This is a genomic window from Rhodococcus sp. Q, assembly GCF_005503035.1.
Lineage (GTDB): Bacteria > Actinomycetota > Actinomycetes > Mycobacteriales > Mycobacteriaceae > Rhodococcus_G.
The window spans coordinates 164,616-190,266 of the sequence record NZ_SCOY01000005.1; the positions used below are offsets into that span (position 1 = coordinate 164,616).

Sequence of the window (25,651 nt, forward strand, 5' to 3'; positions counted from 1 at the left end):
TTCCCTCGGTGTCGTGGTCAGGTCAGCGATTCTGCGCCGCCCCCGGGGTCTTGCCGCAAGCCCCCGGGTGCGCTATAAGTTGAAAGTGGAAGGGACTGTGTTTCCCCCCGGTTCTCCAGACGCGTCGCGTCGATCCCCAGTTCAGAACAGAAGGTGAGCTTTCGTGCGCCCGGACACGCCGGCCCTGCCCGGCATGCGAGTTCGCGTCCGATGACCCTCCTCCGTACCCGCGGGATGCCCGTCGCCATGGCGATGGGCTTCGCCGCGTTCGGTGGCTGGTCGCTGCTGCTACCCGTCGTCCCGCTCGCCGTCTCCGAGGCCGGTGCCTCCGATGCGATCGCCGGGGCGGTGACCGCGGTGTTCATGGCGGCGACGGTTCTCACCCAGCTCGTCACGCCCCGACTCCTGCACACCTGGGGCTATCGGCCCGTCCTCGCCCTCGGGTGCGTGCTGCTGGGCGTTCCCGCACTGGTGTTCCTGGCGTCCGTCGCCGAACCCGTCGCGCTCGGGGTGTCCGTCGTGCGCGGCATCGGGTTCGGTCTCGTCACGGTCGCCGGGAGCGCGCTCGTCGCCGAACTCGTCCCGGCGGAACTGCTCGGTCGCGCCACCGGCGCGCAGGGCATCGCGATCTCGGTCGGGCAGATGATCGCTCTCCCTGTGGGTCTCGGTCTCTACGGGCGCGGTCACGCGGATGCGGTCTACCTGCTCGGCGCGGCCGTCCCGCTCGTGGCGGTGGCGGCCGTCGCCGCGCTGCCGGAGATCCGGCACGCCGCGCCCGACGGAGCGCGGAAACGACTCCCGCTGTCGCTGTTGCTCGTGCCGTGCCTCGCGATGATCGTTGTCGCGTCGGTCTACGGCGGTGTCACGACCCTGCTGCCGATCGCCGTCGCCGACCGTGCCGCGGCGGCCGGGGTCGCGCTGGCCGTCGTCAGCGGCGCGATCCTCGTCGGCCGCTACGGCGCCGGTGTGCTCGCCGACCGGATCGGGGTCGGACGCGTCCTGGCGCCCGCGCTCGTCTGCGCGAGCGCAGGGGCGGCGCTGCTCACGGTCGCCATCGTCGTGGGTGGCGCCGGACCGCTCGTTGCGGGTGCCGCACTGTTCGGAACCGGTTTCGGTGCCGTCCAGAACGAGTCGCTGGTTCGGCTGTTCCGGGCGGCGGGACCGGCCCGGCTCGGCGGTGCCAGTGCGGCCTGGAACATCAGTTACGACGCCGGGACGGGCGTGGGAGCGCTCGCGCTCGGCGTCGTCGCGGACACGGCCGGGTACCCCGCCGTGTTCACCGTCTCGGCCGTCGCGATCGCTCTCGTGGTCCCGGTGGCGCTGGTGGTTCCGGCGACCACCCGCACGGCCGATAGAGTTGAACCATGACCTCCGTCGCCCTCCTCGATTACGGTTCCGGGAACCTGCACTCCGCGCAGCGGGCCCTCGCGCGCGTCGGCGCCGACGTCACCGTCACCGCCGACCCCGAGATCGCGCTCGCTGCCGACGGTCTCGTCGTTCCCGGCGTCGGCGCGTTCGCCGCCTGCATGGAGGGCCTCACGGCGGTTCGCGGTGAGCGGATCATCGGCAAGCGGCTCGCGGGTGGACGACCCGTCCTGGGCATCTGCGTCGGCATGCAGATCATGTTCGAACGTGGCGTCGAGCACGGCGTCGAAGCCGACGGCTGCGGCGAATGGCCGGGCACCGTGGAACTGCTGCAGGCCGAGGTGCTGCCGCACATGGGGTGGAACACCCTGCAAGCACCCGAGGACAGCGTCCTGTTCGCCGGCCTCGACGCCGACACCCGCTTCTACTTCGTGCACTCCTACGCCGTGCAGAAGTGGGAACTGGCCGACGACACCCTCATCGCGCCGGCGAAGCTCACGTGGGCCGATCACGGCGGACCGTTCCTCGCGGCCGTCGAGAACGGACCCCTGTCGGCCACGCAGTTCCACCCCGAGAAGTCCGGGGACGCGGGCGCGGCGCTGTTGGAGAACTGGGTCCGCAGCCTGTGAGCGGGCAGCGCGAGAACCTGTCGCTCGGCAAGCTCGCGCTGTACTCCCTCGGCGCCGCCACGGCGGTGCTGGTCCTGGCCGCCACCCTCATCGCCGTCCTCGAACCGGGACCGGTGGTGGGGTTGGTCATCGGGCTCGGCGGTGTCGCCGGCGCGATCGCGGCGATGGGCGTCGTGTCCACCCGGATGACGCGCCGCGCCTTCGGTGCGACGGACGGGGCGACCGAGACGGACCCGGAGGCCGGCGCACCGTCGTGACGCAGTAATCTTCACGCACGTGAGCCTGGTCCTTTTGCCTGCGGTAGATGTCGTCGACGGTCAAGCTGTTCGCCTCGTTCAGGGAGAGGCAGGCAGCGAGACGAATTACGGCTCGCCACGCGACGCCGCACTCTCCTGGCAGAACGCAGGCGCCGAGTGGGTGCATCTGGTCGACCTCGACGCCGCATTCGGGCGTGGCTCCAACCGCGACATGCTCGCAGGTGTCATCGGCGAACTCGACGTGAAGGTCGAGCTGTCGGGTGGTATCCGCGACGACGCCTCCCTCGAGGCGGCACTGGCCACCGGCTGTGCCCGCGTCAACCTCGGCACCGCCGCCATCGAGAACCCCGAGTGGTGCGCGAGTGCCATCGCTCGCTTCGGCGACAAGATCGCCGTCGGACTCGACGTCCGGAACGTCGACGGCCGCTACCAGCTCCGCGGCCGCGGGTGGGTCACCGAGGGCGGCGACCTGTTCGAGACGCTCGCCCGGCTCGACCGCGACGGGTGCGCACGCTACGTCGTCACCGACGTCTCCAAGGACGGCACCCTCACCGGCCCGAACCTCGACCTGCTCCGCGAGGTGTGCGCCGCCACCGACGCTCCCGTCGTCGCGTCCGGCGGCATCTCCGTCCTGCAGGACGTCGTCGACATCGCCGGTCTGTCCGGTCTCGGTGTCGAGGGCGCGATCATCGGCAAGGCGCTGTATGCCGGCCGCTTCACACTGCCCGAGGCCCTCGCCGCGGTCTCCGGATAGTCTCGCCGTATGACGGACCCACACGAGTTGCTCGCGGTGGCCGCGGGTGTGCTCGACGGGGCCGTGGATCGATTCGTCGCCGGAGTCGGGGCACCGAGCGCGGTTGCCAAGGGGCCGAAGGACTTTGCGACGGCCGTCGACCTCGAGCTCGAGGAGCGGATCTCCGCCGAGCTCGTCGCCCGCACGGGAATTCCGGTGCACGGCGAGGAGTTCGGTGGGCCGGACCTCGGTAGCGGCCTGGTGTGGGTCCTCGATCCCGTCGACGGCACCCTGAACTACTCGGCGGGGCTGCCGATGGCGGGAATCCTGCTCTCGCTCCTGCGGGACGGCGATCCGATCCTCGGATTGACGTGGTTGCCGATGATGAACCGGCGGTACGCCGCGACCGTCGACGGTCCGCTGTACTGCAACGGTGAGGAACTGCCTCGGCTGGCGCCGAGGGACCTGGCGGAATCAATGGTCGGGTTCGGGGCGTTCAACCTGGACGGGCGTGGACCGATTCCGGGCGAGTTCCGGGTGCGGGCGCTCGGCGAGGTGAGCCGGGTGTGCCGGCGGTTGCGGATGCACGGGTCGACCGGTGCGGACCTGGCGTTCACCGCGGCGGGCGTGCTGGGTGCGTCGGTCGTGTACGGGTACCACCCGTGGGACAACGCGGCGGGTGTCGCGCTCGTGCGGGCGGCGGGCGGGGTCGTCACCGACCTGTCCGGGCAGCCGTGGCACCTCGGGTCGCGGTCGGTGCTCGCGGCCGCGCCGGGTGTGCACGAACAGATCTTGGACATTCTCGTCTCCCTGGGTGACCCGGGAGACTATCGGGACGGCGGAAGTCGGGAAGGATCGACATGAGTGTGGCGGTACGGGTCATCCCGTGTCTGGACGTCGACGCGGGCCGTGTGGTCAAGGGCGTCAACTTCGAGAACCTGCGGGACGCGGGCGACCCGGTGGAATTGGCTGCCGCGTACGACGCGCAGGGCGCCGACGAGCTGACCTTCCTCGACGTGACCGCGTCCAGCGGCGACCGCGGGACGATGATCGACGTCGTGACGCGCACCGCGGAACAGGTGTTCATTCCGCTCACCGTCGGCGGCGGCGTGCGGACCGTCGACGACGTCGATCGGCTGCTGCGCGCGGGCGCCGACAAGGTCGGCGTCAACACCGCCGCGATCGCCCGGCCCGAGGTGCTGCGGGAGATGTCGCAGCGGTTCGGTGCGCAGTGCATCGTGCTGTCCGTCGACGCGCGCACCGTCCCCGCGGGTCAGGAACCGACCGCGTCCGGCTGGGAGGTCACCACGCACGGTGGCAAGCGCGGCACCGGTATCGACGCCGTCGAGTGGGCGCAGCGCGGAGCCGAGTTGGGAGTGGGGGAGATCCTGCTGAACTCGATGGACGCCGACGGCACGAAGGCCGGGTTCGACCTGTCGATGATCCGCGCCGTCCGGGCCGCCGTGCACGTTCCGGTGATCGCCAGCGGCGGTGCGGGCCTCGTCGAGCACTTCGCTCCCGCGGTGCAGGCCGGCGCCGACGCCGTGCTCGCGGCGAGCGTCTTCCACTTCGGTGACATGACGATCGGTGACGTCAAGGCATCCATGCGTGCAGAGGGGATCACGGTCCGATGAGCACACTCGACCCCGCCATTGCGGCTCGCCTCAAGCGGAACGAGGCCGGCCTGTTCAGCGCCGTCGCGCAGGAACGGTCCACCGGTGACGTGCTCATGGTCGCCTGGATGGACGACGAAGCCCTCGCCCGGACGCTGGAAACCCGTAAGGGAACGTACTTTTCGCGGTCCCGGCAGGAGTACTGGGTCAAGGGCGAGACGTCCGGGCACACCCAGTACGTGCACGAGGTGCGCCTCGACTGCGACGGCGACAGCGTGCTGCTCGTCGTCGATCAGGAGGGCGCGGCGTGCCACACCGGCACCCACACCTGCTTCGACTCCGACGTGCTGCTCGCGCGTCCCTGACGCTGCTCAGGGCGAGGTGACGCCGAGCGACAGCGCACCGAGCACCTTCGGGACGCCGTGCTCGTAGAAGGTGTCGAGATCCTGGATCTCGAAGCCGCCCTCGCGCACCAGGTCGGGGATCTGCCGGGTGAGGTGGCAGCCCCCGGCGACCCGCTTCTGGATCGGCTCGAGGCGCCGCTGCCAGCGCTGCACGCCCTCGTCCGGGGCCAGCCCGTGCTCGACGAAGTGCAGCGTCCCGCCCGGCTTCAGCACGCGGCGCATCTCGAGCAGGGCGGTGTGGACGTCGGGGATGGTGCACATCGTCCACGTGGACAGGGCGCAGTCGAAACTGTCGTCGGGAAACGGCAACGACTGCCCGTCGAGGCCGGACCGTTCGATCGGCACGCTCGCCGTCGCGAGCCGCGATTGCGCCAGCTTCCAGCCGAGGTCGGCCGGTTCCACGGCGGCGACGGAGTCCACGGTGTCCGGGTAGAACGGAATGTTCAGCCCCGACCCGAATCCGATCTCGACGACGCGTCCGTGCAGTCCGGAGCACGCGCTGCGGCGCAGGTGCTCGAGTGAGGACAGGCCGCACGAGACGTTGACCAGGCGCGGTACGAAATGATCGTCGTAGAACCCCATGATCGCTCTCCTTCGGTTCCAGGGTCCAGCATCCCACGCGCAGGGGTCACGGGCGTTGGTAGACGTCCGGGATTCCGTCGTTGTCGGAGTCGTCTTCCTGTCGCTCGTACAGTTCGCGATGCGCACGGTTGCGAATGCGGAGCGCGATGGTCGCGAGCATCGCCGACACGAGGCTGCCGACGAGGACACCGACCTTGACGTGGTCGATACGCGTCTCGTCACCGGCGAAGGCGAGATCACCGATGAGGAGCGACACCGTGAATCCGATGCCGCCGAGGAGTGCTACGGCGGCGACGTCGAGCCAGCGCAGTCCCTCCGACAGGCCGGTGCGGGTGACCTTCGCCGTCAGGTAGCTGGCCCCGGTGATGCCGACCGCCTTGCCGATCACGAGACCCGCGATGATGCCGATGGCCACGGGGTCGGTGAGGGTGTTGAGGAATCCGTCGATGCCGCCGACCGTCACACCTGCCGCGAAGAACGCGAACACGGGGACGGCGAATCCTGCTGAGAACGGCCGGATTCGGTGCTCGAAGTGCTCGGCGAGGCCGGGACCCGCGTCGGGTCCGCCCGCAGCCTTGCTCCGGAGGACGGGGACGGTGAGGCCGAGGGCGACACCCGCGATCGTGGCGTGGATCCCGGACTGGTGCAGCAGCGCCCAGGTGACGACGGCGAGTGGGATGAGAATCCACCAGGTTCGGATGCGTTTCTGGACCGCGATCGCGAACAGGGCCAGCGGAATCAGTGCGGCGCCGAGGTACGCGAAGTGGATCTCGTCGGTGTAGAAGACCGCGATCACGGTGATCGCCAGCAGGTCGTCGACCACCGCCAGGGTCAGCAGGAAGGTGCGCAGCGCCAGGGGCAGGTGCGAGCTGATCACGGCGAGGATCGCCACGGCGAAAGCGATGTCCGTCGCGGTCGGAATCGCCCAGCCGTGGACCCCGCCCGAACCTGAACTGACGGTCACGACGACGAAGATGACGGCGGGCACCAGCATGCCGCCGATGGCCGCCATGACAGGCAGCGCGGCCCGCCTGGGGTCGCGCAGGTCCCCGGCGACGAACTCGCGTTTGAGTTCCAGGCCGACGACGAAGAAGAAGATCGCGAGCAGGCCGTCCGCGGCCCACAGGGACAGTGGCAGGTTCAGGTGCAGGCCCGCCGGCCCGATCGTGAAGTCGCTGATCGTGTAGTAGCTCGCCGACCAGGGGGAATTCGCCCAGATCAGGGCGGTGGCCGCGGCGATCAGCAGCAGAATGCCGCCGACGGTTTCCTTGCGGAGGATCGCGGCGATCCGCGACGTCTCGGGCCAGGAGCCCGGCGTGAACAGTGGGAGGTTGGCGAAAGGTCGGCTCATGAGGTCTTTCCGTGCGGATCGTGGGACGCCGGGACCTCGGCGTCTGCGATCGAGTCGGACCGTCGTGGCGGTCCAGGGCAGCGGTCAGCGCCGAGAGGGTGGGCAGCCGGCGAGTTTGCCGTGCGCGTTGGTGCCCCACAAAGTCGTGTACCCGTTCGTTCCGCCGGGGAATTCGTTCCGGTCGAGCCTGGGCCGATTCGGTAGGCGGAGCGCCCTTGTTCGCGCGATGAACGGGGGGACCGTAGAAAGCTCGTACGGATCCCAGGCAAGGCTGGAGTCGGCACGGTGCATCCGTCTATCCTACCGGCGGTCGCCCCGCCGCCCTCGCATCCTGGCCCCGCGGCGGTGCACACCGTCCGCGCCTGGGGTTGTGCCTTGCGCCGTTCTCGCTCTCCCGAAACTAGCGACAGCAGTTCGGGTCGAGCACGAGGCGGAGCGCGTCGAGGGAGTCGGCACGGGCGCTGTAGAAGACGTTCATCCCGCGGCGGGTGGGCTCGACCATGCCGGCCCTCTTGAGTTGGCCGAGGTGATGGCTGACGGTCGATTCGGCGAGCCCGACGCCGGTGGCCAGGTCGCAGGTGCAGACCTCGCCGTTGTCCGCGGTGAGCAGGATCGACATCAGCTTGATCCGGACCGGATCGGCGAGGGCCTTGAGTCGAAGCGCCACCTGTAGGGCAGCGTCGTCGCTCATCGGCGCGGCGGACACCGGGGCGCAGCAGATGGGAGCTGTGACGTCGACGATCGGCAGGGCCTTGGGCATGACCGAATGCTACCGACCTACTTGACTTATGTCGAAATGGTGGCGACTCTGTAGACGTACTTATTCGACATATGTCACACCCATGGAGGCTGTCATGTCACGCGCCCAGCTCGCTCTCAACGTCGACGACCTGCAGGAATCGGTCGCCTTCTACTCCAAGCTGTTCAACACCCAGCCGACGAAGCTGAAGCCCGGCTACGCGAACTTCGCGATCGCGGAACCGCCGCTCAAGCTGGTGCTGCTCGAGAACCCGGGCCAGGGCGGAACCGTCAATCACCTCGGCGTCGAGGTCGAATCGTCGGCGAAGGTGCACGAGGAGATCGCCCGCCTGACCGGGGAGGGTCTGTTCACCGACGAGGAGATCGGCACCACCTGCTGCTTCGCCACCCAGGACAAGGTGTGGGTCACCGGCCCGGCGGGGGAGAAGTGGGAGGTCTACACCGTCCTCGCCGACTCCGACACCTTCGGCTCCAGCCCCCGGCACCTCGACATCGAGCCCGCAGGCGGCGTGTGCTGCGGCACCGCATCCGCCGAGGAGACACCCGCCGAGTCGTCCTGCTGCTGAGCGCCGGAGCACGAGTTCGGCCGCCGACTCGGCGGCCGAACTTGACTGCACAGTCGCGGGTGGCAGCGGGCGTGCTCACTGGGCTGCGCTGTCCTCGAAGCCTTCTCGAGTCAGTGCCCGCAGTGCCTCGACACCAACGGGTTCGGTGGCGAGCATCGGTACTACGGCGCATCGGGTGGCGTGTTCGGCGGTGATGGTGGCCAGTTCGGTGGCCTCTGCCTGCGCGCGACGCCGCAGCAGCGGCGAGGACGGTGCCGCTGCGGCAAGGGAGTTGTTGACCACCCACGCCCAGGGTTGGATACCGGCGCGCTCGAGGTCGGCCTGCAGGCCCGCCGCTTCGAGGCGCGGAGTGGTCTCAGCGAGGGTGACCAGGACGACCTTGGTCTCGTCGGGGTGCTGCAGCCGCATCAGCGGGGTGGTGAATTGAGTACTGTCGCCCATTTGCCGGGCGATCTCGCGGTGGTAGGAACCGGTGGCGTCGAGGAGCAGCAGGGTGTGCCCGGTGGGGGCGGTGTCGACGACGACGAACCGGCGTCGGGACTCGTGGATGACCCGCGAGAACGCCTGGAATACGGCGACTTCCTCGGTGCACGGCGATTTCAGGTCCTCGGAAAGTGCGGCGCGGCCCTGCTCGTCGAGCGCTGCTCCCTTGGATTTGAGGACGCGGGCGCGGTACTGCTCGGTGGCCTCGGCCGGGTCGATGCGCGAGACCTCGAGGCCCGCGACGGCGCCGGCGAGGGTGTCGGTCAGGTGCGCGGCGGGGTCGGTGGTGGTCAGGTGCACCTGATGGCCACGCTCGGCCAGGGCGACCGCGACCGCCGCGGCGAGCGTGGTTTTCCCGACGCCGCCCTTGCCCATGAACATGATCAGCCCGTGATCGTCGGCGGCGATCTCGTCAACGAGAGCTGACAGCGACGCCGCATCGGCCGCTGCGCCCGACCCGGCGGTAGGGGTAGTCGGTTCGTCGCCGACCGTAGTGGTCGCGGTGAACAGCGAGTCGAGGGCGTCGATGCCGACCATGTTGGTGGGTTTGAGATCGACCTCGTCGACAGGCAACGTACGCAGGTTCTCCGGCAGCGCGTCCAGGAGGGCGTGTTCGCGGCGGTGGATCGCCGTGTCGAGGGCGTCGCGCCCGTCCGGCGTGGGGAGGAGTCCGTTGACGACGACGTACTGATGGGTCAGGCCGATGTCGGCGAGTTCGGTCTGGGTGCGGGCGATTTCCGCGATCGGTGCCCGCTGCGCCCGGGTCACCAGCACCAGACGGGTGCGGTCGGGGTCGGCGAGAGCGCCGACGGCGTCGGCGTAGATGCCGCGCTGCTTGTCGAGACCGGCGAGCGGGCCGAGGCACGAAGCGTCGCCCTTGCCGTCGTCGAGGAACACGGTCCACGAGCCGGGGAGTTGAAGCAGCCGGATGGTGTGGCCGGTCGGGGCCGTGTCGAACACGACGTGGTCGAACCCGTCAGTGACACCGTCGGTGTCGGTGAGCAGCGCTGTGAACTCGTTGAACGAGGCGATCTCGGTGGTGCACGACCCCGAGAGCTGTTCGGTGATCGAGGCGATCTCGGCGTCGGGCAGCAGCCCGCGCACCGGCCCGACGATCTGTTCCCGGTAGGCGTCGGCGGCCTGCTGCGGGTCGATCTCGAGTGCGGACAGACCCGGCACCGCAGGCACGGCGGTGATGGTGTTCCCGATGGTCAGTCCGAACACCTGCCCGACGTTCGACGCCGGGTCGGTGGACACGAGCAGCACCCTCTTGCCGGCGCGGGCGAGGGCGATCGCCGAGGCGCACGCGATGGAGGTCTTCCCGACCCCGCCCTTGCCGGTGAAGAACAGGAAGCGGGGCGGGTTGTCGAGAAACTTCATGTGGAGCAGTCCTTCTCAGCAGCAGGTCGAGTTCGTATCGTCGGCGCAGCAGGATCCGGTGTCGGTGGTGGCGGCCAACCCGAGCATCGTGATCCCTGCCGGCGCGGCGACGGGGGCCGGTTCGTCGAGGCCTGCCCACTTCGCGAGCTGGGCCCGGTCCGGGTAGCGGCCGGTGATCGCGGTGACACCGTCGACGAGGACCAGCGGCAGTCCCTCCGAACCCGACAGTTTCAGGAACGCGGCGACCGCTTCCCGCTGCGCGAAGGCCAGCGGCTCACTGGCCAGGTTGAATCGGGCGATCTCGCCGCCCTGGGAGCGGACCCAGTCCATGTCGGCGGAGAAGGTCACCAACGCCTGGTCGACATCGTCACCGCAGACGCCGGTGTTGCAGCAGAGGGCGGGTTCGAAAACTTCGATGGTGCTCAACGGATCTCCTGGTGCTGTTGGGTGATGCGGGTGGCGAGGTCGGTGACGCGGGCGGCGATGTCATCGCGCACGAGGCGCATCCGCTCGATGCCGTCGATGCCGCGTTCGGACGGCTCGTCGGTGTCCCAGTTCTCGAATGCGGTGCCCGGCACCTCGTCGACGTGGGCTTCGCGGCCGAGGGTGACCACGACGTCGACGTCGCGGACCAGCTGCGGGTCGACCGGTTTTGGAGTCTCGGCGGTGATGTCGATGCCGACCTCGAGCAGGGACTCGGCCGAGAGGGCGTTGACGGCGGTGCCGGGTTTGGTGCCGGCGGAGTGCACGGTGACGGTGTCGCCGGCGGCGGTGCGCATCAGCCCGGCCGCCATCTGGGACTTGCCGCCGTTCTTCACGCACACGAACAGCACCGAGGGTGTGCTCATCGAAATGGTCCTTTCAGGGATCGGTCAGTCGTCGAGGTCGAGTTCGGCGACAGCGGATTTGGCGGTGCGGCCCACGCCGAGGATCGTGGCCGACCCTGGTCCGGTCCAGTCGCCGTAGCCGAGCAGGTGCAGGCGCGGTTCCTTCAGCGCGCGGGTCCCGATGGTGGGTACGGCGCCATCGTGGCCGCGCAGCCGTAGCGGCCTCAGATGGCCTAGTGCGGGCCGGAACCCCGTCGCCCACACCACGATGTCGGCGTGCTGCCGACGGTCACCCCAGGCGACCCCGTCCGTGGTGAGGCGGTCGAACATCGGCAGGGCTGTCAGCGCACCACGTTCACGGGCGGCCAGCACCTCCGGAACCATCACGATGTCACCGAGAGCCGCGACGCCGCCGGGATCGGGACGCCCGGCGGCCAGGGCTGCGGCGCGGCGTGCCGCGACCTCGAACAGCGCCCGCCCGTCGACGCCGTCGGCAAGGAACCGCGGTGGCCGGCTGGTCACCCACGTGGTCGACGCGGTCGTCGAGATCTCCGCGACGAGCTGGGCAGCGGAGTTGCCGCCCCCGACGACCACCACGTCGGCGCCGGCGAACTCGTCCGGGGTGCGGTAGTCAACGGTGTGCAACTGGCGACCCGTGAAGGTGCGCGCTCCGGGGTAGATCGGCCAAAATGGCTGCTGCCAGGTCCCGGTGGAGCTGATGACCCGGCGTGCCCGCCATATCCGGGCACCCGCCTCGACCATCAGGTCGCTGCCGTCGCGGCGGACCGCGGTCACCCGCACCGGACGCTCGACCGGCAGGTCGTAGCGGGCTTCGTAGGCGGTGAGGTAGTCCACGACATGACTCGCGGGCGGGAACCCGTCGCGCCAGTGGGGCATCGGCCACCCCGGCAGGGGCGCGTACTCCGCCGGAGAGAACAGGCGCAGCGACGGCCACATGTGCGGCCACGCCCCGCCCGGCGTGGGCTGGTCGTCGAGGATCACGAACCGGTGCCCGGTGCGCCGCAGGTAGTAGCCGGCCGCCAGACCTGCCTGGCCGCCGCCGATCACGACCACATCGACACTCGTCGCCATCAGCTCAACCTGCTGGTCAGCGGCCGGTGGAGGCGGTAGTCAGCTCCACGATCAACGCCTCGACCTTGGTCTTGATCTTGTCGCGGATCGGGCGGACCGCCTCGACGCCCTGGCCGGCCGGGTCCTCGAGGACCCAGTCGCGGTAGGACTTGCCGGGGAAGACCGGGCAGGTGTCGCCGCACCCCATGGTGATCACCACGTCGGAGGCCTGGACAGCGTCGACGGTGAGAATCTTCGGGTTCTGCGTGGAGATGTCGATCCCGACCTCTGCCATCGCCTCGACGGCGGCCGGGTTGACCTGGTCGGCGGGCGCGGAGCCGGCGGAGCGGACCTCGATCCGATCTCCGGCCAGCGCGGTGAGGAAGCCCGCGGCCATCTGGGATCGTCCGGCGTTGTGCACGCAGACGAACAGGACACTCGGGGTGGTGGACATGCACAGTCCCTTTCGAAGAGGAGGATCGGACGGACTGGACGAGTCAGTCAGGTGATAGCGGTGGACGCGAGCTCGCGGAACAGGACGCTGATCCTGCGGCACCAGCAGTTCTGGCTGCGACCGGTGTTGGTCAGTGTGCAGTTCCCTCGTCGAGCGACTGATCGGATCAGGGCTTCGTGGCCGACACGGACAATCTCGTGGTGGGGGTGAAGCGCTTACGCAGCGCGAGTGAGACATACACGAGGCCGACGAGGACGGGGACCTCGATCAGCGGCCCGACCACCCCGGCCAGCGCCTGCCCGGACGTGGCGCCGTAGGTGGCGATCGCGACCGCGATGGCGAGTTCGAAGTTGTTGCCCGCCGCCGTGAACGCGAGCGTCGTGGTGCGCTCGTAGCCGAGGCCCAGCGCGGCACCGAGCAGGTAGCCGCCACCCCACATGAGCGCGAAGTACGCCAACAGGGGGATGGCGATCCGCACGACGTCGACGGGGTGCGACGTGATCTGGTCGCCTTGCAGCGAGAAGAGCACGACGATGGTGAACAGGAGGCCGTACAGCGCCCACGGCCCGATCCGCGGCAGGAACTTCTGCTCGTACCAGTCGCGACCCTTCGCCTTCTCGCCGTAACGGCGTGTCAGGTAGCCGGCGAGCAGGGGGATGCCGAGGAAGATCAGCACCGACTTGGCGATCTGCCACGGTGAGGTGTCGATGGTTGTCTGCTCCAGGCCGAGCCAGCCGGGGAGGACCGAGAGGTAGAACCAGCCCAGCACGGCGAACATGACCACCTGGAACACCGAATTGATCGCGACCAGGACGGCGGCCGCCTCGCGGTCACCGCACGCGAGGTCGTTCCAGATGATCACCATCGCGATACAGCGGGCGAGGCCGACGATGATCAGGCCGGTCCGGTACTCGGGCAGATCCGGCAGGAATATCCAGGCGAGGGCGAACATCAACGCCGGACCGATTACCCAGTTCAGCACCAGTGAGCTGACGAGGAGTTTGCGGTCGCCGGTGACGGTATCGAGGCGGTCGTAGCGGACCTTCGCCAGCACCGGGTACATCATGATCAGCAGTCCGAGGGCGATTGGCAGCGAGATCCCGTCGATCTGCACCTTCTCGATCGCAGTGTTCAACCCGGGAATCCACCGGCCCAGCAGCAGTCCGGCGACCATCGCCGCGCCGATCCAGACGGGCAGGTAGCGGTCGAGGGTGGAGAGCTTGCCGACGACAGCCGGATGCTCCGCTGTGGTCACGGTCTTGCTCACGCCGTGGCCTCCACGCACTGCGCCGACACCGCCGTGGGCCCACCCTCGGTGAGCAGCACCGCCGAGAGCTGCTGTAGGGCCGACGGGATCACCCAGTAGTACACCCAGGTGCCGCGTCGCTCGCAGTCCAGGAGGCCGGCCTCGCGCAGCACCTTGAGGTGGTGGGAGATCGTCGGCTGCGACAGGTCGAACGACCCGGAGATGTCGCAGACGCACGCCTCGCCTCCGGCGTGAGAGGCGACCAGCGACAGCAGCCGTAGGCGTACCGGGTCCCCTAGGGCCTTGAACATCCGGGCCAGGTCCCCGGCCCAGTCCTCGGTCAGGGGCTCGCGCACCAGCGGCGAGCAGCAGGCTCCGTCATCCTGCTGACGTTGATTCGACATGTATCAATATTGACAGGTATCGAATCACTGCGCAACAAAGCCTCAGGTGAACGTTCGACGGGATGAACAGTCGTCCGAGGCAGGGCAGGGCTGAGCACTCAGCCGAGTGCGAGCTGGTCCCGATGGAAGTCGAAGTGCCTGCCGGGGTATCGATAGACCTGCTCGAGGGTCATGAAGTCGGCGAAGAACGGATCCCATCGCGTCGGGAAATGCATGCCCGAGTGGAGCGCGGCGTCGGATTCATTGGCGAGACGGCGTTGAAGGGACTCGATGACGCGGTCGCATTTGCGCCCCATCCGCCGCCGATCGAACACGCGTGCCGCCATGCAAGATCCCCGGTAGTTGACCTTGTCGAACACCGGAGTTGCGGCGTCCAGGGCCCGCGCGAACACCCGGCTCACGCCGCCAGGCAGCCGAGCGAACATCCGCACCAGCACGAGCAGCCGACGGACGACCATGTAGCCGAAGACCATATGGAACAGCAACTGCTCGTTCGTCCACCGGGTGCCGCTCGAGGAACGCTCGAAATCATTGGCGCCCATGCAATCAAGGAGCTCATGCAGCGAAACCCGCGCCCGCTCGAGATCGGCGGCAATCGCCGCACGATCAACCGACTCGGACGGATCCATATGCATGTCCATCACGCGCCTCCGCACACGGTGTCATCTGGCCTCAGTGCGCGGCCACGCCTAACGCCCGGGTGAGCGACGTTCGAGGAAGACGGTGTCACGCCACTGCCCGTCGAGTTGCGCGATGCATTCGCGCACACCGACGGTGCGGAATCCGGCGGAGTGATGCAGGGCAATGCTGGCACGGTTCTCGGGGAAGATCGACGTCTGCAGGGTCCACAGGCCGTCCTGGTCGGCGGCAATGACCTGGGTGCGCAGGAGCGCTTTGCCGACGCCGCGGCCCCGCATCCCGTCCGCGACGTACACCGAGTTCTCCGCGACCCCGCGATAACAGTCGCGGCCCGACGCCGGGCTCAGGGCGGCCCAACCGATGACGGCGCCGTCAATCTCGGCGACCCACCTGTGCCCGGGTAGCCACTGTGCGTCGAGTACGTCGCGGGCGGGGACCTCGGTGGCGAAGGTCGCGACCTTGGTGGCGATGCCCTCGCCGTAAATGCGGCGCACCGCATCCCAGTCGCCATTTTCCATCGGGCGGACGGTGACGTCGGCGGGTAGGTCGTCCGGGCAGCAGGGGCGCAGCGCGAGGGTGCCCATGACCACATCTGCGGCCTGCGGAAGGCCGGTGCAGCACGCTGGGTTGACGACCACGACGGTGCTGGTGCCGTCCTTGTGGACGTTGACGAACCCGACGTCAGCGAGCTTGCGAACGTGGTGCGAGACGGTCGGCTGCCCGACCCCGAGTGCCTCGGCCAGCTCACCGACCGTGATCCCGGCGGGGGTGCTCGCGACCTGATGCAGCAGTCGCACCCGGGTCGGTTCGGCCAGGCACGCGAACCAGCTGGCGTAGGTCGCAGCGTCCTCGGTCGCCAGTGCCTCGCCCCCGGCGGGGCGGGTGGTCCGAACGACCGGCATCTCCAGGGAGGTCATGTCTCCACTATATCGATGTCCGTCGATGGTTGCATTCATCGATGAACGTCGATACAGTCGCATTTGAAGTTGATCGATGAACGTCGATGAAAGGGTGTTTGTTGTGTCTGACCTGCCCGTCGTTGTTGTGGGCGCCGGCCCGATCGGCCTCGCCGCCGCCGCCGAGCTGCGCGAACGAGGACTGACCCCGCTGGTGTTCGAGCGCGGATCCGGCGCAGGCGCTGCGGTGGCCGAGTGGAACCACATTCGGCTGTTCTCCCGCTGGTCGGAGGTCATCGACCCCGCCGCCCGCCGCCTACTCGACCTGTCGGGTTGGAACGCCCCCGACGATGAGGCGTATCTGACCGGGCAGGAGTGGGTCCGCGAATATCTCGTCCCGCTGGCCGCCGCGCTCGGTGACGCCGTGCAGTTCGGCACCGAGGTCGTCGGCGTCGCCCGCCGCGGCCGCGACCGTGTCGTCGACGCCGGCCGCGAAACCGAACCGCTGTCCGTGCACATCCGCCGCGCCGACGGGACCGAGGAACGCGTGCTCGCGCAGGCGGTCATCGACGCCTCCGGCACCTGGGGAAACCCGAACCCCCTCGGCGGCGAAGGGCTGGCGGCACTCGGTGAGAAGGCTGCGGCCGACGTCATCGAGTACCGCGTCCCGGACCGCGACGACCCGGCAGTTCGCGCGCAGTACGCGGGCAAGCACACCGCGATCGCCGGCGGCGGCCACTCGGCACTCAACGCCATCGTTGCTCTCGCCGCGCTCGAGAAGGAAACGCCCGGCACCCGGATTACGTGGATCCTGCGCCGCGGCGACGTCACCTCCACGTTTGGTGGCGGCGAAGCCGACCAGCTGCCCGCCCGCGGCGCGCTGGGTCTCAAGGCAAAGAAGGCGGTCGACGACGGCCTGCTGCACGTCGTCACCGGGTTCCGCACCGCCGCAGTCGAACCCGCCGATCAGAACCAGATTGCCCTGGTCTCCGACGCCGGTCAGCGGGTTGAGGGTGTCGACCGGGTCGTGGTGCTCACCGGGTTCCGGCCCGAGCTGTCCTGGCTGTCGGAGATCCGCCTCGGCCTCGATCCGGTCCTGCAGGCCCCGACCGAGCTGGCCCCACTGATCGACCCGAATGTGCACTCCTGCGGCACCGTCTACCCGCACGGAGCCAAGGAACTGAGCCACCCCGAACCCGGCTTCTACCTGGCCGGAATGAAGAGCTACGGCCGCGCACCGACGTTCCTGGCCATGACGGGGTACGAGCAGGTCCGCAGCATCGCCGCCGCGATCGCCGGCGATCACGACGCCGCCGCCCGAGTCGAGCTGATCCTCCCCGAAACCGGCGTGTGTGGCGGCGCAGGGGTGTTCGACGAGCCCGACGCGGACGCCTCCGAGGGCGGCTGCTGCGGCACACCGGAACCGGAACTTGTCACCCTGGCCGCACCCGGCGGGTCACGATAGCCCGATGACGGAAACCAAGGCCCCGCCGCAGACCGACACACTCCCCGCGGCCGGTCTGCGGCGGGTCCTGGCGATCCTGTGCCTGACGGAGATCACCAGCTGGGGAATCCTGTACTACGCGTTCCCCGTGCTGTCGGTGTCCATCGCGGACGACACCGGCTGGTCCCTGCAGACGATCATGGCCGCGTTCTCGATCGGCCAGCTCGCCGCTGCGTTCACCGGCATCCCCGTCGGCCGAATCATCGACCGCATCGGCCCACGCGCCATCATGACCGCCGGCTCCGTACTCGCCGTGCCCGCACTGCTTCTCATCGCAACCGCACGCAACCTGCCCACGTTCTACGCCGGCTGGATCGTCGCCGGTATCGCGATGGGCGGCGTCCTCTATCCGCCCGCGTTCGCGGCCCTGACCCGCTGGTACGGGGACAGCTACGTCAAGGCGCTGATGATCCTCACCCTCGCCGCGGGCCTGGCGAGCACCGTCTTCGCGCCGCTCGCCGCGACGCTGGTCGAGCGAACCGACTGGCGCGCCACCTATCTCGTCCTCGCGGCGATCCTCGCCGTCATCACCATCCCCGCCCACCTGTGGGGACTGCGCGGTCGCTGGCCTCACCCGCCGGCGCCGGCGCACGGCGACGTCACCGATCACCGCGACGCCTCCCGCAGTCCCGCGTTCCTCGCTCTCGTCGTCGCACTGAGCCTCGGCGCGTTCGCTGCCTTCGCCGGCGTGTTCAACCTCGTGCCACTGCTCATCGAACAAGGGTTCTCCCCGTCGCTGGCGGCTTTGACCCTCGGCCTGAGTGGGGCGGGACAGCTCCTCGGCCGCATCGGCTACCTGCCCCTCGCGGCCCGCACCTCGGCTCGCAGCCGGGCCATCGGTGTTCTCGTCGCTACCGCCGTCAGTACAGCACTTCTGGGTGTTGTGACCACGGTCGCCACCCTGATCACCGTCGCGATCGGCGCCGGCCTGATCCGTGGACTGTTCACCCTCGTCCAAGCCACCGCCATCACCGACCGCTGGGGCGCCGCCCACTACGGCCGCCTCAACGGCCTGATGTCCGCCCCCATCGTCATCGTCATGGCACTCGCACCCTGGGCCGGCACCGCCCTGTCCGACTGGACAGGCAGCTACGCCCGCACCTACCTCGTCCTCGGCGCCATCGCACTCCTCGCGGCCGGAGTCGCCTCCGTCTCCGTTCCCAGCCGCACCGCCGAACCCGCACCCTGACCCGCAAGGACTCCTGATGCCCGACTACGACGCCATTGTCATCGGCGGCGGACAATCCGGTCTCGCCGCCGCCCACGCCCTGCGCTGCGCAAACCTCAGCACCGCGGTGCTCGAGGCGTCCGACGAACCCGTCGGATCCTGGCCTCGCTATTACGACAGCCTCACCTTGTTCTCGCCCGCGAAATACAGTGCCCTGCCAGGACTTCCGTTCCCCGGCGACGGCGACCGATACCCGCGCCGCGACGAAGTCGTCGACTACCTGCGGCTCTACGCTAAGACCCTGGATGCCGACATCCACGTCAACCAGCGCGTCGAGACCGTCACACACGACGGCCACCTCTACACCGCCACCACCGACACCGGGGAAACCTTCACTGCACCGCGGATCGTCGCGGCCACCGGCGGATTCGGATCACCCCATATCCCGGCGCTGCCCGGCCAGGACACGTTCACAGGCACGATCATCCACGCCGGCGCCTATCGCAACCCCACCGACCGCACCGGCGAAGACGTCATCGTCGTCGGCGCCGGGAACTCCGCCGTCCAGATCGCAGCCGAACTCGCCGCCACTGCGCGCGTCACGCTCGCGAGCCGCACACCGCCGAAGTTCGTGCCCCAACGGCCTCTTGGCCGCGACATGCACTTCTGGTTCACTGTCACCGGCCTCGACACCCTCCCCATCGGGCATCGAATCCGCGGGCCCTCGACCGCGCCGGTGTTCGACGCCGGCCGCTACCGATCCGCCGTCGCCAACGGAAAGCCTCGGGCCCGCGAGATGTTCACCGGCCTTGCCGGGCGCACCGCGCTCTGGCCGGACGGCACCACCACCGAGGTGGACACGATCATCCTCGCGACGGGTTACATCCCGCACCTTCCCTACTTCTCCAACCTCGGAGCACTCACCGCCAGTGGGCGCCCTCGCCACCGAAAAGGCCTGTCCACCACCCATAACGGTCTCGGCTACATCGGCCTCGAATGGCAACGCAGCCTCTCCTCCGCGTCACTACGCGGCGTCGGCCGTGACGCCAAGTACCTCGTCACGCAGTGGAACCGGCAAGCGAGCGTGCGAACTGCTTGATATTCAGCGCCATTCGACGATGTCGAGCCGAGTTCGATGCGGCCCTGGCGGCGTGTGATCGGTCCGATCGAGAGATGCCCGACGGGTCACTCGTCGCCATTGGAGCTGTGGCACAGTTCGTCGCATGCCGATGATTCAGATCAGTCAGACACCGGGTCTCACCGCCGAGCAGAAGCGCGCCGTGATCGAAGGCGTGACGCGGGCCTACGCCGAGGCGAGCGGCAAGGATCCCGCCAAGGTGTGGGTGACGATCACCGAGGTCCCCGGGGAGAACTGGGGCGTCGGCGGTACTCCACTGGCCTGACTCGGGAGAGTCTCATTCGCACGGCTCACGCCTTGCCGGTGCCCTGGGCGATCGTGCGGTCGAGTTGCTCGACCATCGCGGCGCCCAGGGTGGCGAGGGTGCGGACCTGCTCGTCGTCGAGTCCGTCGAACACGAGCGCCTGCACGGTTGCGACATGTCCGGGGGCCGTTGCGACGACCTTGGCGAGACCCGCGGGTGTGAGGACGGCGTAGGAGCCGCGCGCTCCGACGATCGGTTCGCGCTGCGCCCAGCCGGCCTTCTCGAGGCGTGTCACGACATGGGAGAGGCGGGACAGGGACGCGTTCGCCGCGGATGCGAGGGCGTTGAGCTGCAGGCGCTGCTTCGGTGCCTCGGACAGCACCGCGAGCACGAAGTACTCGAAATGGCTGAGCTCGGCGTCGCGCTGGAGTTGGGTGTCGAGTGCGGCGGGCAGTCGCGTGCACAGCGCGACGAGTTCACGCCAGGCCCGCTGTTGCTCGTCCGTCAGCCAGCGGGTCCCGCCGTCGTTCCCGCTCGTCTCTTCGTCGCCGTGTGACTCGGCCATCCGGAGCTGCCCCCCTTGGAATACTTGTCGAACTCGTGCGTTGACTCCTATGATAGTTGAAGCTTCAACTCAAAGGAGTGGACATGACGGACCTCGCCATGCCGGCGCTGTACCTCAGCCATGGTGCCCCGCCGCTCGTCGACGACGAACTGTGGGTCTCCGAACTCGCGGCCTGGTCGCGGAATCTGCCCCGGCCGAAAGCCGTGCTGATGGTGTCGGCGCACTGGGAATCCGCACCGTTGACCATCGGGACGGTCACCACGGGAACTCCGCTCGTCTACGACTTCGGCGGCTTCGACCCCAAGTACCGCCGCGTGCGATACGCGGCGCCCGGAGCGCCCGACCTGGCCCGGACCGTTGCGTCGCTGATGCCCGACGACGAACCCGTGTACCACCAGCCCGACCGGGGGCTCGATCACGGCGCCTACGTCCCGCTCACCGTCATGTACCCCGATGCCGACGTCCCGGTCCTGCAGATCTCCCTGCCGACCCTCGACCCGCAGCGGCTGCTCCACCTCGGCGAACGACTGCGACCCCTGCGCGACGACGGCGTTCTGATCGTCGGGTCCGGCTTCACCACCCACGGACTGCCGTTCCTGCGCGACTGGACGCCGAACGCCACCGCGCCCGGCTGGTCTCGGGAGTTCGACGCCTGGGCAGCCGAACGCCTCGCGGCAGGTGATGTCGACGCGCTGGTCGACTTCCGTGCCCAGGCGCCCGGCATGCCCTACGCGCACCCGACGATCGAGCACTTCGCGCCGCTGTTCGTCGCGCTCGGCGCGTCCAGCGACGTCGAGCAGACACCCGACCAGGTCATCGACGGATTCTGGATGGGCCTGTCCAAGCGGTCCCTGCAACTGGCCTAACGCCGCAGGAACTCCAACGCCTGATCGGCGTGCGTGTTGGCGCGAAGTTCGCTGGCGATCACCTTGAGAATCGTGAGATCCGACCCGATGACGAACGTCGTCCGCTTCACCGGCATGAACTTCGCCAGCAACCCACGCCGCACGCCGAACTGCTCCGCCACCGCGCCGTCCGCATCGGACAGCAGCGGATAGTCGAACGACTTCGCCGCGGCGAACGACGACTGGGTCTCCACCGCATCCGTCGAGATCCCGGCCCGGGATGCGCCCACGGCGGCGAACTCGTCGGCCAGGTCGCGGAAATGGCACGCCTCGGCGGTGCACACCGGCGTGTTCGCGGCCGGGTAGAAGAACAGCACCAGCGGCCCGTCCGCGACGAGCTCGCTCAGCTTCCGGACCGTGCCGGACTGGTCGGGGAGCGCGAAGTCGGGGGCCTTGTCACCGGGATTCATGCGCCGAGAGTACGTGGGCGCCGAGGGTACGAGGGTCGCCCGCATCGAATACGGTCGGCGGGATGCGGACCATTGTGCGGGGCTTCTGGGGGCCGCGGCCGGAATCGGTCGACGCGGTCGCGGACCGGTGGCTGTCGACGGTGACGGCGATCGACGAGCTGCTCCCCGGCGTGCGATGGCAGCACGTCAGCGCGTCCCGGCCGCCCGCCGCCTTCGTGCCGGACCGGGTGTCACTCCTGCGAGCCCTGCGCGCGGCTCAGGCAGAGGAGGGCTGGTCGGACCTGGTCGGGATGGGCCTGCGACTGGCCGGCACCGCGGCGTCCGGGTGTGAGATCGAGGTCAGTGGCCTGGCCGGAGGCGCACCGCAGTACCTGCTGCAGTCGCTGGTGATCGGCCTCACGGCACCCGACAGTCGGGTGCTGCCCGAGACGCAGCTCCTCGCCGCCCTGACCCGCGTATGGGATCCGGACTTCGGCGACGCGACGGACGACGACATCCTCGATGCGCTCGAGGACGACGCGGGATACAGCGTGGGCGACCCCGTGATCGGACGCCTCGCATACCTGTCCGCGGGGCGCGCGGCCCTCGTGCCCGACGACCTGACGACCGGGCATCGAGAGCCCGTCGCGGGCGGGATCCTGGTCGAGGTGGGTATGGAACCTGCCGCGGTTGCGCGGGCCTACCGCCTGTTGCGGGACGCCGGCGCACTCGCACCGCTGCCGAGGCCGCTGGACCGCGACGTCTGGTAGGCAGCCATCGCAGTCGCGTCCGACCGCTCCTGCCATGATTGACGTCATGTCCGGCGAGCCAACCACCGTTCCCTCCGCACCCGCTGCAGCCGACACAGCCGCAGCCACCACCTCCCGCGCGCAGTTCCGCGCGCTCGCGGCCGAACACCGGGTCGTGCCGGTCACTCGAAAGGTGTTGGCGGACTCCGAGACCCCACTGTCCGCGTATCGCAAGCTCGCGGCCGACCGGCCCGGCACCTTCCTCCTGGAGTCGGCCGAGAACGGGCGCTCCTGGTCGCGATGGTCGTTCATCGGTGTCGGATCTCCCGCGGCGCTGACCGTCGTCGACGGCGAGGCCGCGTGGTACGGCAACGTCCCCGCAGGCGCGCCGTCCGGCGGTGACCCCGTCGCCGCGCTCGGGCAGACCCTCGAACTGCTCCGTAGCGAGCGACTCCCGGACATGCCGCCACTGACGGGCGGCATGGTCGGCTTCCTCGGCTACGACGTCGTGCGCAGGCTCGAACGGCTTCCCAGCCACGCCGTCGACGACCTGCACATCCCGGAGATGGTGATGTTGCTCGCGACGGATCTCGCTGCGGTCGACCACCACGAGGGCGCCATCACGCTGATCGCGAACGCCGTCAACTGGGACGGCAGCGACGAGCGGGTCGACGAGGCGTACGACGACGCCGTCGCCCGACTCGACGAGATGACCCGGGCTCTCGGCGCCCCGGCGCCGTCGACGGTGTCGACGTTCACGACCCCCGCTCCGGAGTTCCGCCGCCAACGCACCACCGAGGAGTTCGGCGCCGACGTGCGCCGCCTGATCTCTGAGATCGAGGCCGGTGAGGCGTTCCAGGTGGTGCTCTCGCAGCGATTCGAGATGGACACCGACGCCGCGCCCGTGGACATCTACCGGATGCTGCGCGCGTCCAATCCGAGCCCGTACATGTATCTCGTCAACGTCCCGGACGGCGACGGCGGCACCGCGTTCGCGATCGTCGGGTCGAGCCCCGAGTCCCTGGTCACCGTCAAGGACGGCACTGCGACCACGCACCCCATCGCGGGCACTCGCTGGCGCGGCAGTACCGAGGAGGAGGACCTTCTGCTCGAGAAGGACCTGATCGCGGACGAGAAGGAGAACTCCGAGCACCTGATGCTCGTCGACCTCGGCCGCAACGATCTCGGCCGCGTGTGCGAGCCGGGCACCGTGAAGGTGCACGACTATCGGCATGTCGAGCGTTACAGCCACGTCATGCATCTGGTGTCGACGGTGACGGGACGCCTCGCAGAAGGAAACCACGCTCTCGACGCCGTCACCGCGTGCTTCCCGGCGGGCACCCTGTCCGGCGCGCCGAAGGTCCGCGCGATGGAGCTGATCGACGAACTCGAACCGACTCGCCGCGGCATCTACGGCGGCATCGTCGGCTACCTCGATTTCGCAGGCGACGCGGACACCGCGATCGCGATCCGCTCGGCACTGGTCAAGGACGGGGTCGCGTACGTGCAGGCGGGTGCGGGCGTCGTGGCCGACTCGGATCCCGTGTACGAGGACACGGAGGCCAGGAACAAGGCGATGTCCGCGCTCAGCGCGATCGCCGCCGCGGGCACCCTGCGCACCCTCGGCGGTCACGATGTCTGAATCCGAGGCCGAGCCCACCGCACGGCGGTCTCCCGTCACGGCGGCGTTGCCGGTGCTGCTGTTGGCGGTGGCGGCACTGTGCCTGTGGGCGGCGTCGAGGATGACGTGGGTGCGGGTGGACTCGTTCGACGGACTCGGGGAGGCGCGCACCACCGCACTCGACGGGGGCACGTGGGCGGCCGCCACGACTCCGCTGGCCCTGGCACTGCTCGCCGCGATCGCGGCCTCGTTCGCGGTCCGCGGGTGGGCGCTGCGCGTGGTCGCGCTCCTGGTTGCCGTGGTCGCCGTCGCGGCGATCGTGCCTGCGGTGACCCTGCTGACGTCCAACGTCGACGACGACCGGGCGGGACGGCTCGCCGAGCTGCCCGACCGGGCGGACGTGACGAGTACCGCGGTGTCCACGACGCCTGCGTTGCTGGTGATCGTCGGGGGAGTGGCGGCGCTCGCCGCGGCGATCCTGCTACTGCGCAAGGCGTCGGTCGCTGCTGGACTGTCGTCGAAGTACGCGGCTCCGGCGGCGCGGCGCGACGACGCCGTCAAACGTCGGGAATCGAACGAGCCACCGAGCCAACGGGTCCTGTGGGATGCGCTCGACGCGGGCGACGATCCCACCGATGACGATCGCCCCGACGATGTTCGCGGCGACCAGGACGGACCGGGTCCGGTCACTGGCACGTAGACCCGCCGTTAGTCAAGACATGGGCGGCATCTAGGCTTGCTTGTACGGATGACGTTTCTCACAATCGGCAACTGCCCAGAAAGGACTCGGGACGTGATGACTGTTCTCGATTCGATTCTCGACGGGGTGCGCGCCGACGTCGCCGCTCGCGAGTCACTGCTCGACTTTGCCGCGGTCAAGGCCGCTGCCGCCGCCGCGGCGCCTGCCCTCGATGCCGCGGCCGCGCTGCGGGCCGATGGGATCGGCGTCATCGCGGAGGTCAAGCGCGCCAGCCCCTCGAAGGGTGAGCTGTCGACCATCACCGACCCCGCGTCGCTGGCTCGCGCCTACGAGGAGGGTGGGGCGCGCGTGATCAGCGTGCTCACCGAGGAACGGCGCTTCAAGGGATCCCTGGCGGATCTCGACGCCGTCCGCAAGGCGGTGTCGATCCCCGTCCTGCGCAAGGACTTCATCGTCGGCCCGTACCAGATCCACGAGGCCCGTGCCCACGGCGCCGACGTGATCCTGCTGATCGTCGCGGCCCTCGACCAGAACACCCTGGCGTCCCTGCTCGATCGCACCGAGTCGCTCGGCATGACCGCCCTCGTCGAGGTGCACACCGAGGAAGAGGCCGATCGCGCACTGGAGGCGGGGGCGAGCGTCATCGGCATCAACGCCCGCGACCTCAAGACCCTCGACGTCGACCGCGACACGTTCGCACGCATCGCGCCGGGCCTGCCGAGCCGGGTCGTCAAGATCGCCGAGTCCGGTGTCCGTGGCACCGCGGACCTGCTCGCGTACGCCGGGGCGGGCGCCGATGCGGTGCTCGTCGGCGAGGGCCTGGTCACCAGCGGAGACCCTCGTACGGCGGTCAAGGATCTGGTCGCGGCCGGAACTCATCCGTCCTGCCCGAAGCCCGCGCGCTGACGGGCCGGTCACGGCCAGGCCCCCGAATACCGACTGGCCGGACCCGGCGGGATTTCGGGTCTGCGACCCGGCGGGATTTCGGGTCTGCAGACTAGGGCAGACT

At 69.3% G+C, this 25,651-nt stretch carries 31 protein-coding genes; 17 read left to right on the forward strand and 14 right to left on the reverse strand.

The features are described 5' to 3' along the window. Positions 1-210: 210 nt before the first annotated feature. The 7 genes from FFS72_RS07765 to hisI are packed head-to-tail and all read left to right on the forward strand — an operon-like array spanning position 211 to position 4,962. Positions 211-1,368 carry an MFS transporter gene (locus FFS72_RS07765; RefSeq protein ID WP_171018597.1) on the forward strand — a complete coding sequence of 386 codons (1,158 nt, stop codon included), beginning with the start codon at positions 211-213 and terminating at the stop codon, positions 1,366-1,368. Further along, on the forward strand, positions 1,365-1,994 hold the full coding sequence (gene hisH / locus FFS72_RS07770) for an imidazole glycerol phosphate synthase subunit HisH (RefSeq protein WP_137873392.1): 630 nt from the start codon (positions 1,365-1,367) through the stop codon (positions 1,992-1,994). Before FFS72_RS07765 ends, hisH begins: the two co-directional genes overlap by 4 nt. Further along, positions 1,991-2,251: a hypothetical protein gene (locus tag FFS72_RS07775; RefSeq protein ID WP_137873393.1), complete on the forward strand. Its 261-nt coding sequence runs from the start codon at positions 1,991-1,993 to the stop codon at positions 2,249-2,251. Before hisH ends, FFS72_RS07775 begins: the two co-directional genes overlap by 4 nt. A 19-nt stretch (positions 2,252-2,270) precedes the next feature. Beyond that, positions 2,271-3,005 carry a bifunctional 1-(5-phosphoribosyl)-5-((5-phosphoribosylamino)methylideneamino)imidazole-4-carboxamide isomerase/phosphoribosylanthranilate isomerase PriA gene (gene priA, locus FFS72_RS07780; RefSeq protein WP_137873394.1) on the forward strand — a complete coding sequence of 245 codons (735 nt, stop codon included), beginning with the start codon at positions 2,271-2,273 and terminating at the stop codon, positions 3,003-3,005. Between the two features lie 9 nt (positions 3,006-3,014). Further along, the gene (locus FFS72_RS07785; protein ID WP_137873395.1) at positions 3,015-3,848 is read left to right on the forward strand and encodes an inositol monophosphatase family protein; all 834 of its coding nucleotides are present in this window, start codon (positions 3,015-3,017) and stop codon (positions 3,846-3,848) included. Beyond that, positions 3,845-4,618: an imidazole glycerol phosphate synthase subunit HisF gene (hisF, locus tag FFS72_RS07790; protein ID WP_137873396.1), complete on the forward strand. Its 774-nt coding sequence runs from the start codon at positions 3,845-3,847 to the stop codon at positions 4,616-4,618. Before FFS72_RS07785 ends, hisF begins: the two co-directional genes overlap by 4 nt. Then, positions 4,615-4,962 carry a phosphoribosyl-AMP cyclohydrolase gene (hisI, locus tag FFS72_RS07795; protein WP_050065114.1) on the forward strand — a complete coding sequence of 116 codons (348 nt, stop codon included), beginning with the start codon at positions 4,615-4,617 and terminating at the stop codon, positions 4,960-4,962. Before hisF ends, hisI begins: the two co-directional genes overlap by 4 nt. Positions 4,963-4,968: 6 nt before the next feature. Here hisI and FFS72_RS07800 read toward each other — a convergent pair whose 3' ends face one another. From FFS72_RS07800 to FFS72_RS07815, 3 genes are all read right to left on the reverse strand, one after another. Beyond that, complete coding sequence (locus tag FFS72_RS07800) at positions 4,969-5,583, reverse strand: class I SAM-dependent methyltransferase (RefSeq protein WP_137873397.1); 615 nt, start codon at positions 5,581-5,583, stop codon at positions 4,969-4,971. Between the two features lie 46 nt (positions 5,584-5,629). Further along, complete coding sequence (nhaA, locus tag FFS72_RS07805; protein WP_137873398.1) at positions 5,630-6,934, reverse strand: Na+/H+ antiporter NhaA; 1,305 nt, start codon at positions 6,932-6,934, stop codon at positions 5,630-5,632. A gap of 400 nt (positions 6,935-7,334) precedes the next feature. Then, the gene (locus FFS72_RS07815) at positions 7,335-7,694 is read right to left on the reverse strand and encodes an Rv2640c family ArsR-like transcriptional regulator (RefSeq protein ID WP_137873400.1); all 360 of its coding nucleotides are present in this window, start codon (positions 7,692-7,694) and stop codon (positions 7,335-7,337) included. A gap of 94 nt (positions 7,695-7,788) precedes the next feature. Here FFS72_RS07815 and FFS72_RS07820 point away from each other — a divergent pair, with 94 nt between their 5' ends. Continuing rightward, a complete protein-coding gene (locus tag FFS72_RS07820; RefSeq protein ID WP_137873401.1) occupies positions 7,789-8,259 on the forward strand; it encodes an ArsI/CadI family heavy metal resistance metalloenzyme in 471 nt (156 codons plus the stop codon). A 75-nt stretch (positions 8,260-8,334) separates the two neighbouring features. On the opposite strand, the gene arsA is transcribed toward FFS72_RS07820, so the two are convergent. The 9 genes from arsA to FFS72_RS07865 all read right to left on the reverse strand — a co-directional run bounded on the left by arsA (position 8,335) and on the right by FFS72_RS07865 (position 15,680). After that, positions 8,335-10,122, reverse strand: a complete 1,788-nt coding sequence (gene arsA / locus FFS72_RS07825; RefSeq protein WP_137873402.1) for an arsenical pump-driving ATPase — start codon at positions 10,120-10,122, stop codon at positions 8,335-8,337. Positions 10,123-10,137: 15 nt separating this feature from the next. Continuing rightward, entirely contained in the window at positions 10,138-10,548 is a 411-nt protein-coding gene (gene arsD / locus FFS72_RS07830) for an arsenite efflux transporter metallochaperone ArsD (RefSeq protein ID WP_137873403.1), read from the reverse strand. Beyond that, entirely contained in the window at positions 10,545-10,970 is a 426-nt protein-coding gene (locus FFS72_RS07835; protein ID WP_137873404.1) for an arsenate-mycothiol transferase ArsC, read from the reverse strand. The genes arsD and FFS72_RS07835 overlap by 4 nt, the downstream gene beginning before the upstream one ends. Before the next feature lie 24 nt (positions 10,971-10,994). Further along, the gene (locus FFS72_RS07840; RefSeq protein WP_137873405.1) at positions 10,995-12,041 is read right to left on the reverse strand and encodes an ArsO family NAD(P)H-dependent flavin-containing monooxygenase; all 1,047 of its coding nucleotides are present in this window, start codon (positions 12,039-12,041) and stop codon (positions 10,995-10,997) included. A 16-nt stretch (positions 12,042-12,057) separates the two neighbouring features. Continuing rightward, positions 12,058-12,474, reverse strand: a complete 417-nt coding sequence (locus tag FFS72_RS07845; RefSeq protein ID WP_137873406.1) for an arsenate reductase ArsC — start codon at positions 12,472-12,474, stop codon at positions 12,058-12,060. 166 nt (positions 12,475-12,640) lie between these two features. After that, positions 12,641-13,741 carry an ACR3 family arsenite efflux transporter gene (gene arsB, locus FFS72_RS07850; RefSeq protein ID WP_137873407.1) on the reverse strand — a complete coding sequence of 367 codons (1,101 nt, stop codon included), beginning with the start codon at positions 13,739-13,741 and terminating at the stop codon, positions 12,641-12,643. Then, complete coding sequence (locus tag FFS72_RS07855; protein WP_137873408.1) at positions 13,738-14,124, reverse strand: ArsR/SmtB family transcription factor; 387 nt, start codon at positions 14,122-14,124, stop codon at positions 13,738-13,740. The genes arsB and FFS72_RS07855 overlap by 4 nt, the downstream gene beginning before the upstream one ends. Positions 14,125-14,222: 98 nt before the next feature. After that, complete coding sequence (locus FFS72_RS07860; protein WP_502704088.1) at positions 14,223-14,765, reverse strand: DinB family protein; 543 nt, start codon at positions 14,763-14,765, stop codon at positions 14,223-14,225. Between the two features lie 48 nt (positions 14,766-14,813). After that, positions 14,814-15,680, reverse strand: a complete 867-nt coding sequence (locus FFS72_RS07865; RefSeq protein ID WP_137873409.1) for a helix-turn-helix domain-containing GNAT family N-acetyltransferase — start codon at positions 15,678-15,680, stop codon at positions 14,814-14,816. A gap of 103 nt (positions 15,681-15,783) precedes the next feature. Here FFS72_RS07865 and FFS72_RS07870 point away from each other — a divergent pair, with 103 nt between their 5' ends. The 4 genes from FFS72_RS07870 to FFS72_RS07885 all read left to right on the forward strand — a co-directional run bounded on the left by FFS72_RS07870 (position 15,784) and on the right by FFS72_RS07885 (position 19,734). Continuing rightward, on the forward strand, positions 15,784-17,124 hold the full coding sequence (locus FFS72_RS07870) for an NAD(P)-binding domain-containing protein (protein WP_137873410.1): 1,341 nt from the start codon (positions 15,784-15,786) through the stop codon (positions 17,122-17,124). Positions 17,125-17,128: 4 nt separating this feature from the next. Next, entirely contained in the window at positions 17,129-18,352 is a 1,224-nt protein-coding gene (locus FFS72_RS07875; protein WP_137873411.1) for an MFS transporter, read from the forward strand. Positions 18,353-18,368: 16 nt separating this feature from the next. Then, complete coding sequence (locus FFS72_RS07880) at positions 18,369-19,430, forward strand: flavin-containing monooxygenase (protein ID WP_137873412.1); 1,062 nt, start codon at positions 18,369-18,371, stop codon at positions 19,428-19,430. Positions 19,431-19,554: 124 nt separating this feature from the next. Beyond that, positions 19,555-19,734 carry a tautomerase family protein gene (locus tag FFS72_RS07885; protein ID WP_137873413.1) on the forward strand — a complete coding sequence of 60 codons (180 nt, stop codon included), beginning with the start codon at positions 19,555-19,557 and terminating at the stop codon, positions 19,732-19,734. Positions 19,735-19,759: 25 nt separating this feature from the next. On the opposite strand, the gene FFS72_RS07890 is transcribed toward FFS72_RS07885, so the two are convergent. After that, positions 19,760-20,278: a MarR family winged helix-turn-helix transcriptional regulator gene (locus tag FFS72_RS07890; protein WP_137873414.1), complete on the reverse strand. Its 519-nt coding sequence runs from the start codon at positions 20,276-20,278 to the stop codon at positions 19,760-19,762. Positions 20,279-20,361: 83 nt separating this feature from the next. Here FFS72_RS07890 and FFS72_RS07895 point away from each other — a divergent pair, with 83 nt between their 5' ends. After that, entirely contained in the window at positions 20,362-21,144 is a 783-nt protein-coding gene (locus tag FFS72_RS07895) for a dioxygenase family protein (protein ID WP_171018598.1), read from the forward strand. Here FFS72_RS07895 and FFS72_RS07900 read toward each other — a convergent pair. Continuing rightward, positions 21,141-21,593, reverse strand: a complete 453-nt coding sequence (locus FFS72_RS07900; RefSeq protein ID WP_137873415.1) for a peroxiredoxin — start codon at positions 21,591-21,593, stop codon at positions 21,141-21,143. The two genes, FFS72_RS07895 and FFS72_RS07900, sit on opposite strands and share 4 nt — an antisense overlap. A gap of 62 nt (positions 21,594-21,655) precedes the next feature. Between FFS72_RS07900 and FFS72_RS07905 the strand changes: the two genes are divergently transcribed. The 4 genes from FFS72_RS07905 (at position 21,656) to trpC (ending at position 25,548) form a co-directional block, all read left to right on the forward strand. Next, positions 21,656-22,342: a hypothetical protein gene (locus tag FFS72_RS07905; RefSeq protein WP_137873416.1), complete on the forward strand. Its 687-nt coding sequence runs from the start codon at positions 21,656-21,658 to the stop codon at positions 22,340-22,342. A gap of 46 nt (positions 22,343-22,388) precedes the next feature. Then, positions 22,389-23,963 (forward strand): anthranilate synthase component I, encoded by a 1,575-nt coding sequence (locus FFS72_RS07910; RefSeq protein ID WP_137873417.1) that lies wholly within the window; start codon positions 22,389-22,391, stop codon positions 23,961-23,963. After that, a complete protein-coding gene (locus FFS72_RS07915; protein WP_137873418.1) occupies positions 23,956-24,642 on the forward strand; it encodes a TIGR02234 family membrane protein in 687 nt (228 codons plus the stop codon). The genes FFS72_RS07910 and FFS72_RS07915 overlap by 8 nt, the downstream gene beginning before the upstream one ends. Before the next feature lie 96 nt (positions 24,643-24,738). Next, on the forward strand, positions 24,739-25,548 hold the full coding sequence (gene trpC / locus FFS72_RS07920) for an indole-3-glycerol phosphate synthase TrpC (protein WP_137873419.1): 810 nt from the start codon (positions 24,739-24,741) through the stop codon (positions 25,546-25,548). The last annotated feature ends 103 nt before the right edge of the window (positions 25,549-25,651 follow it).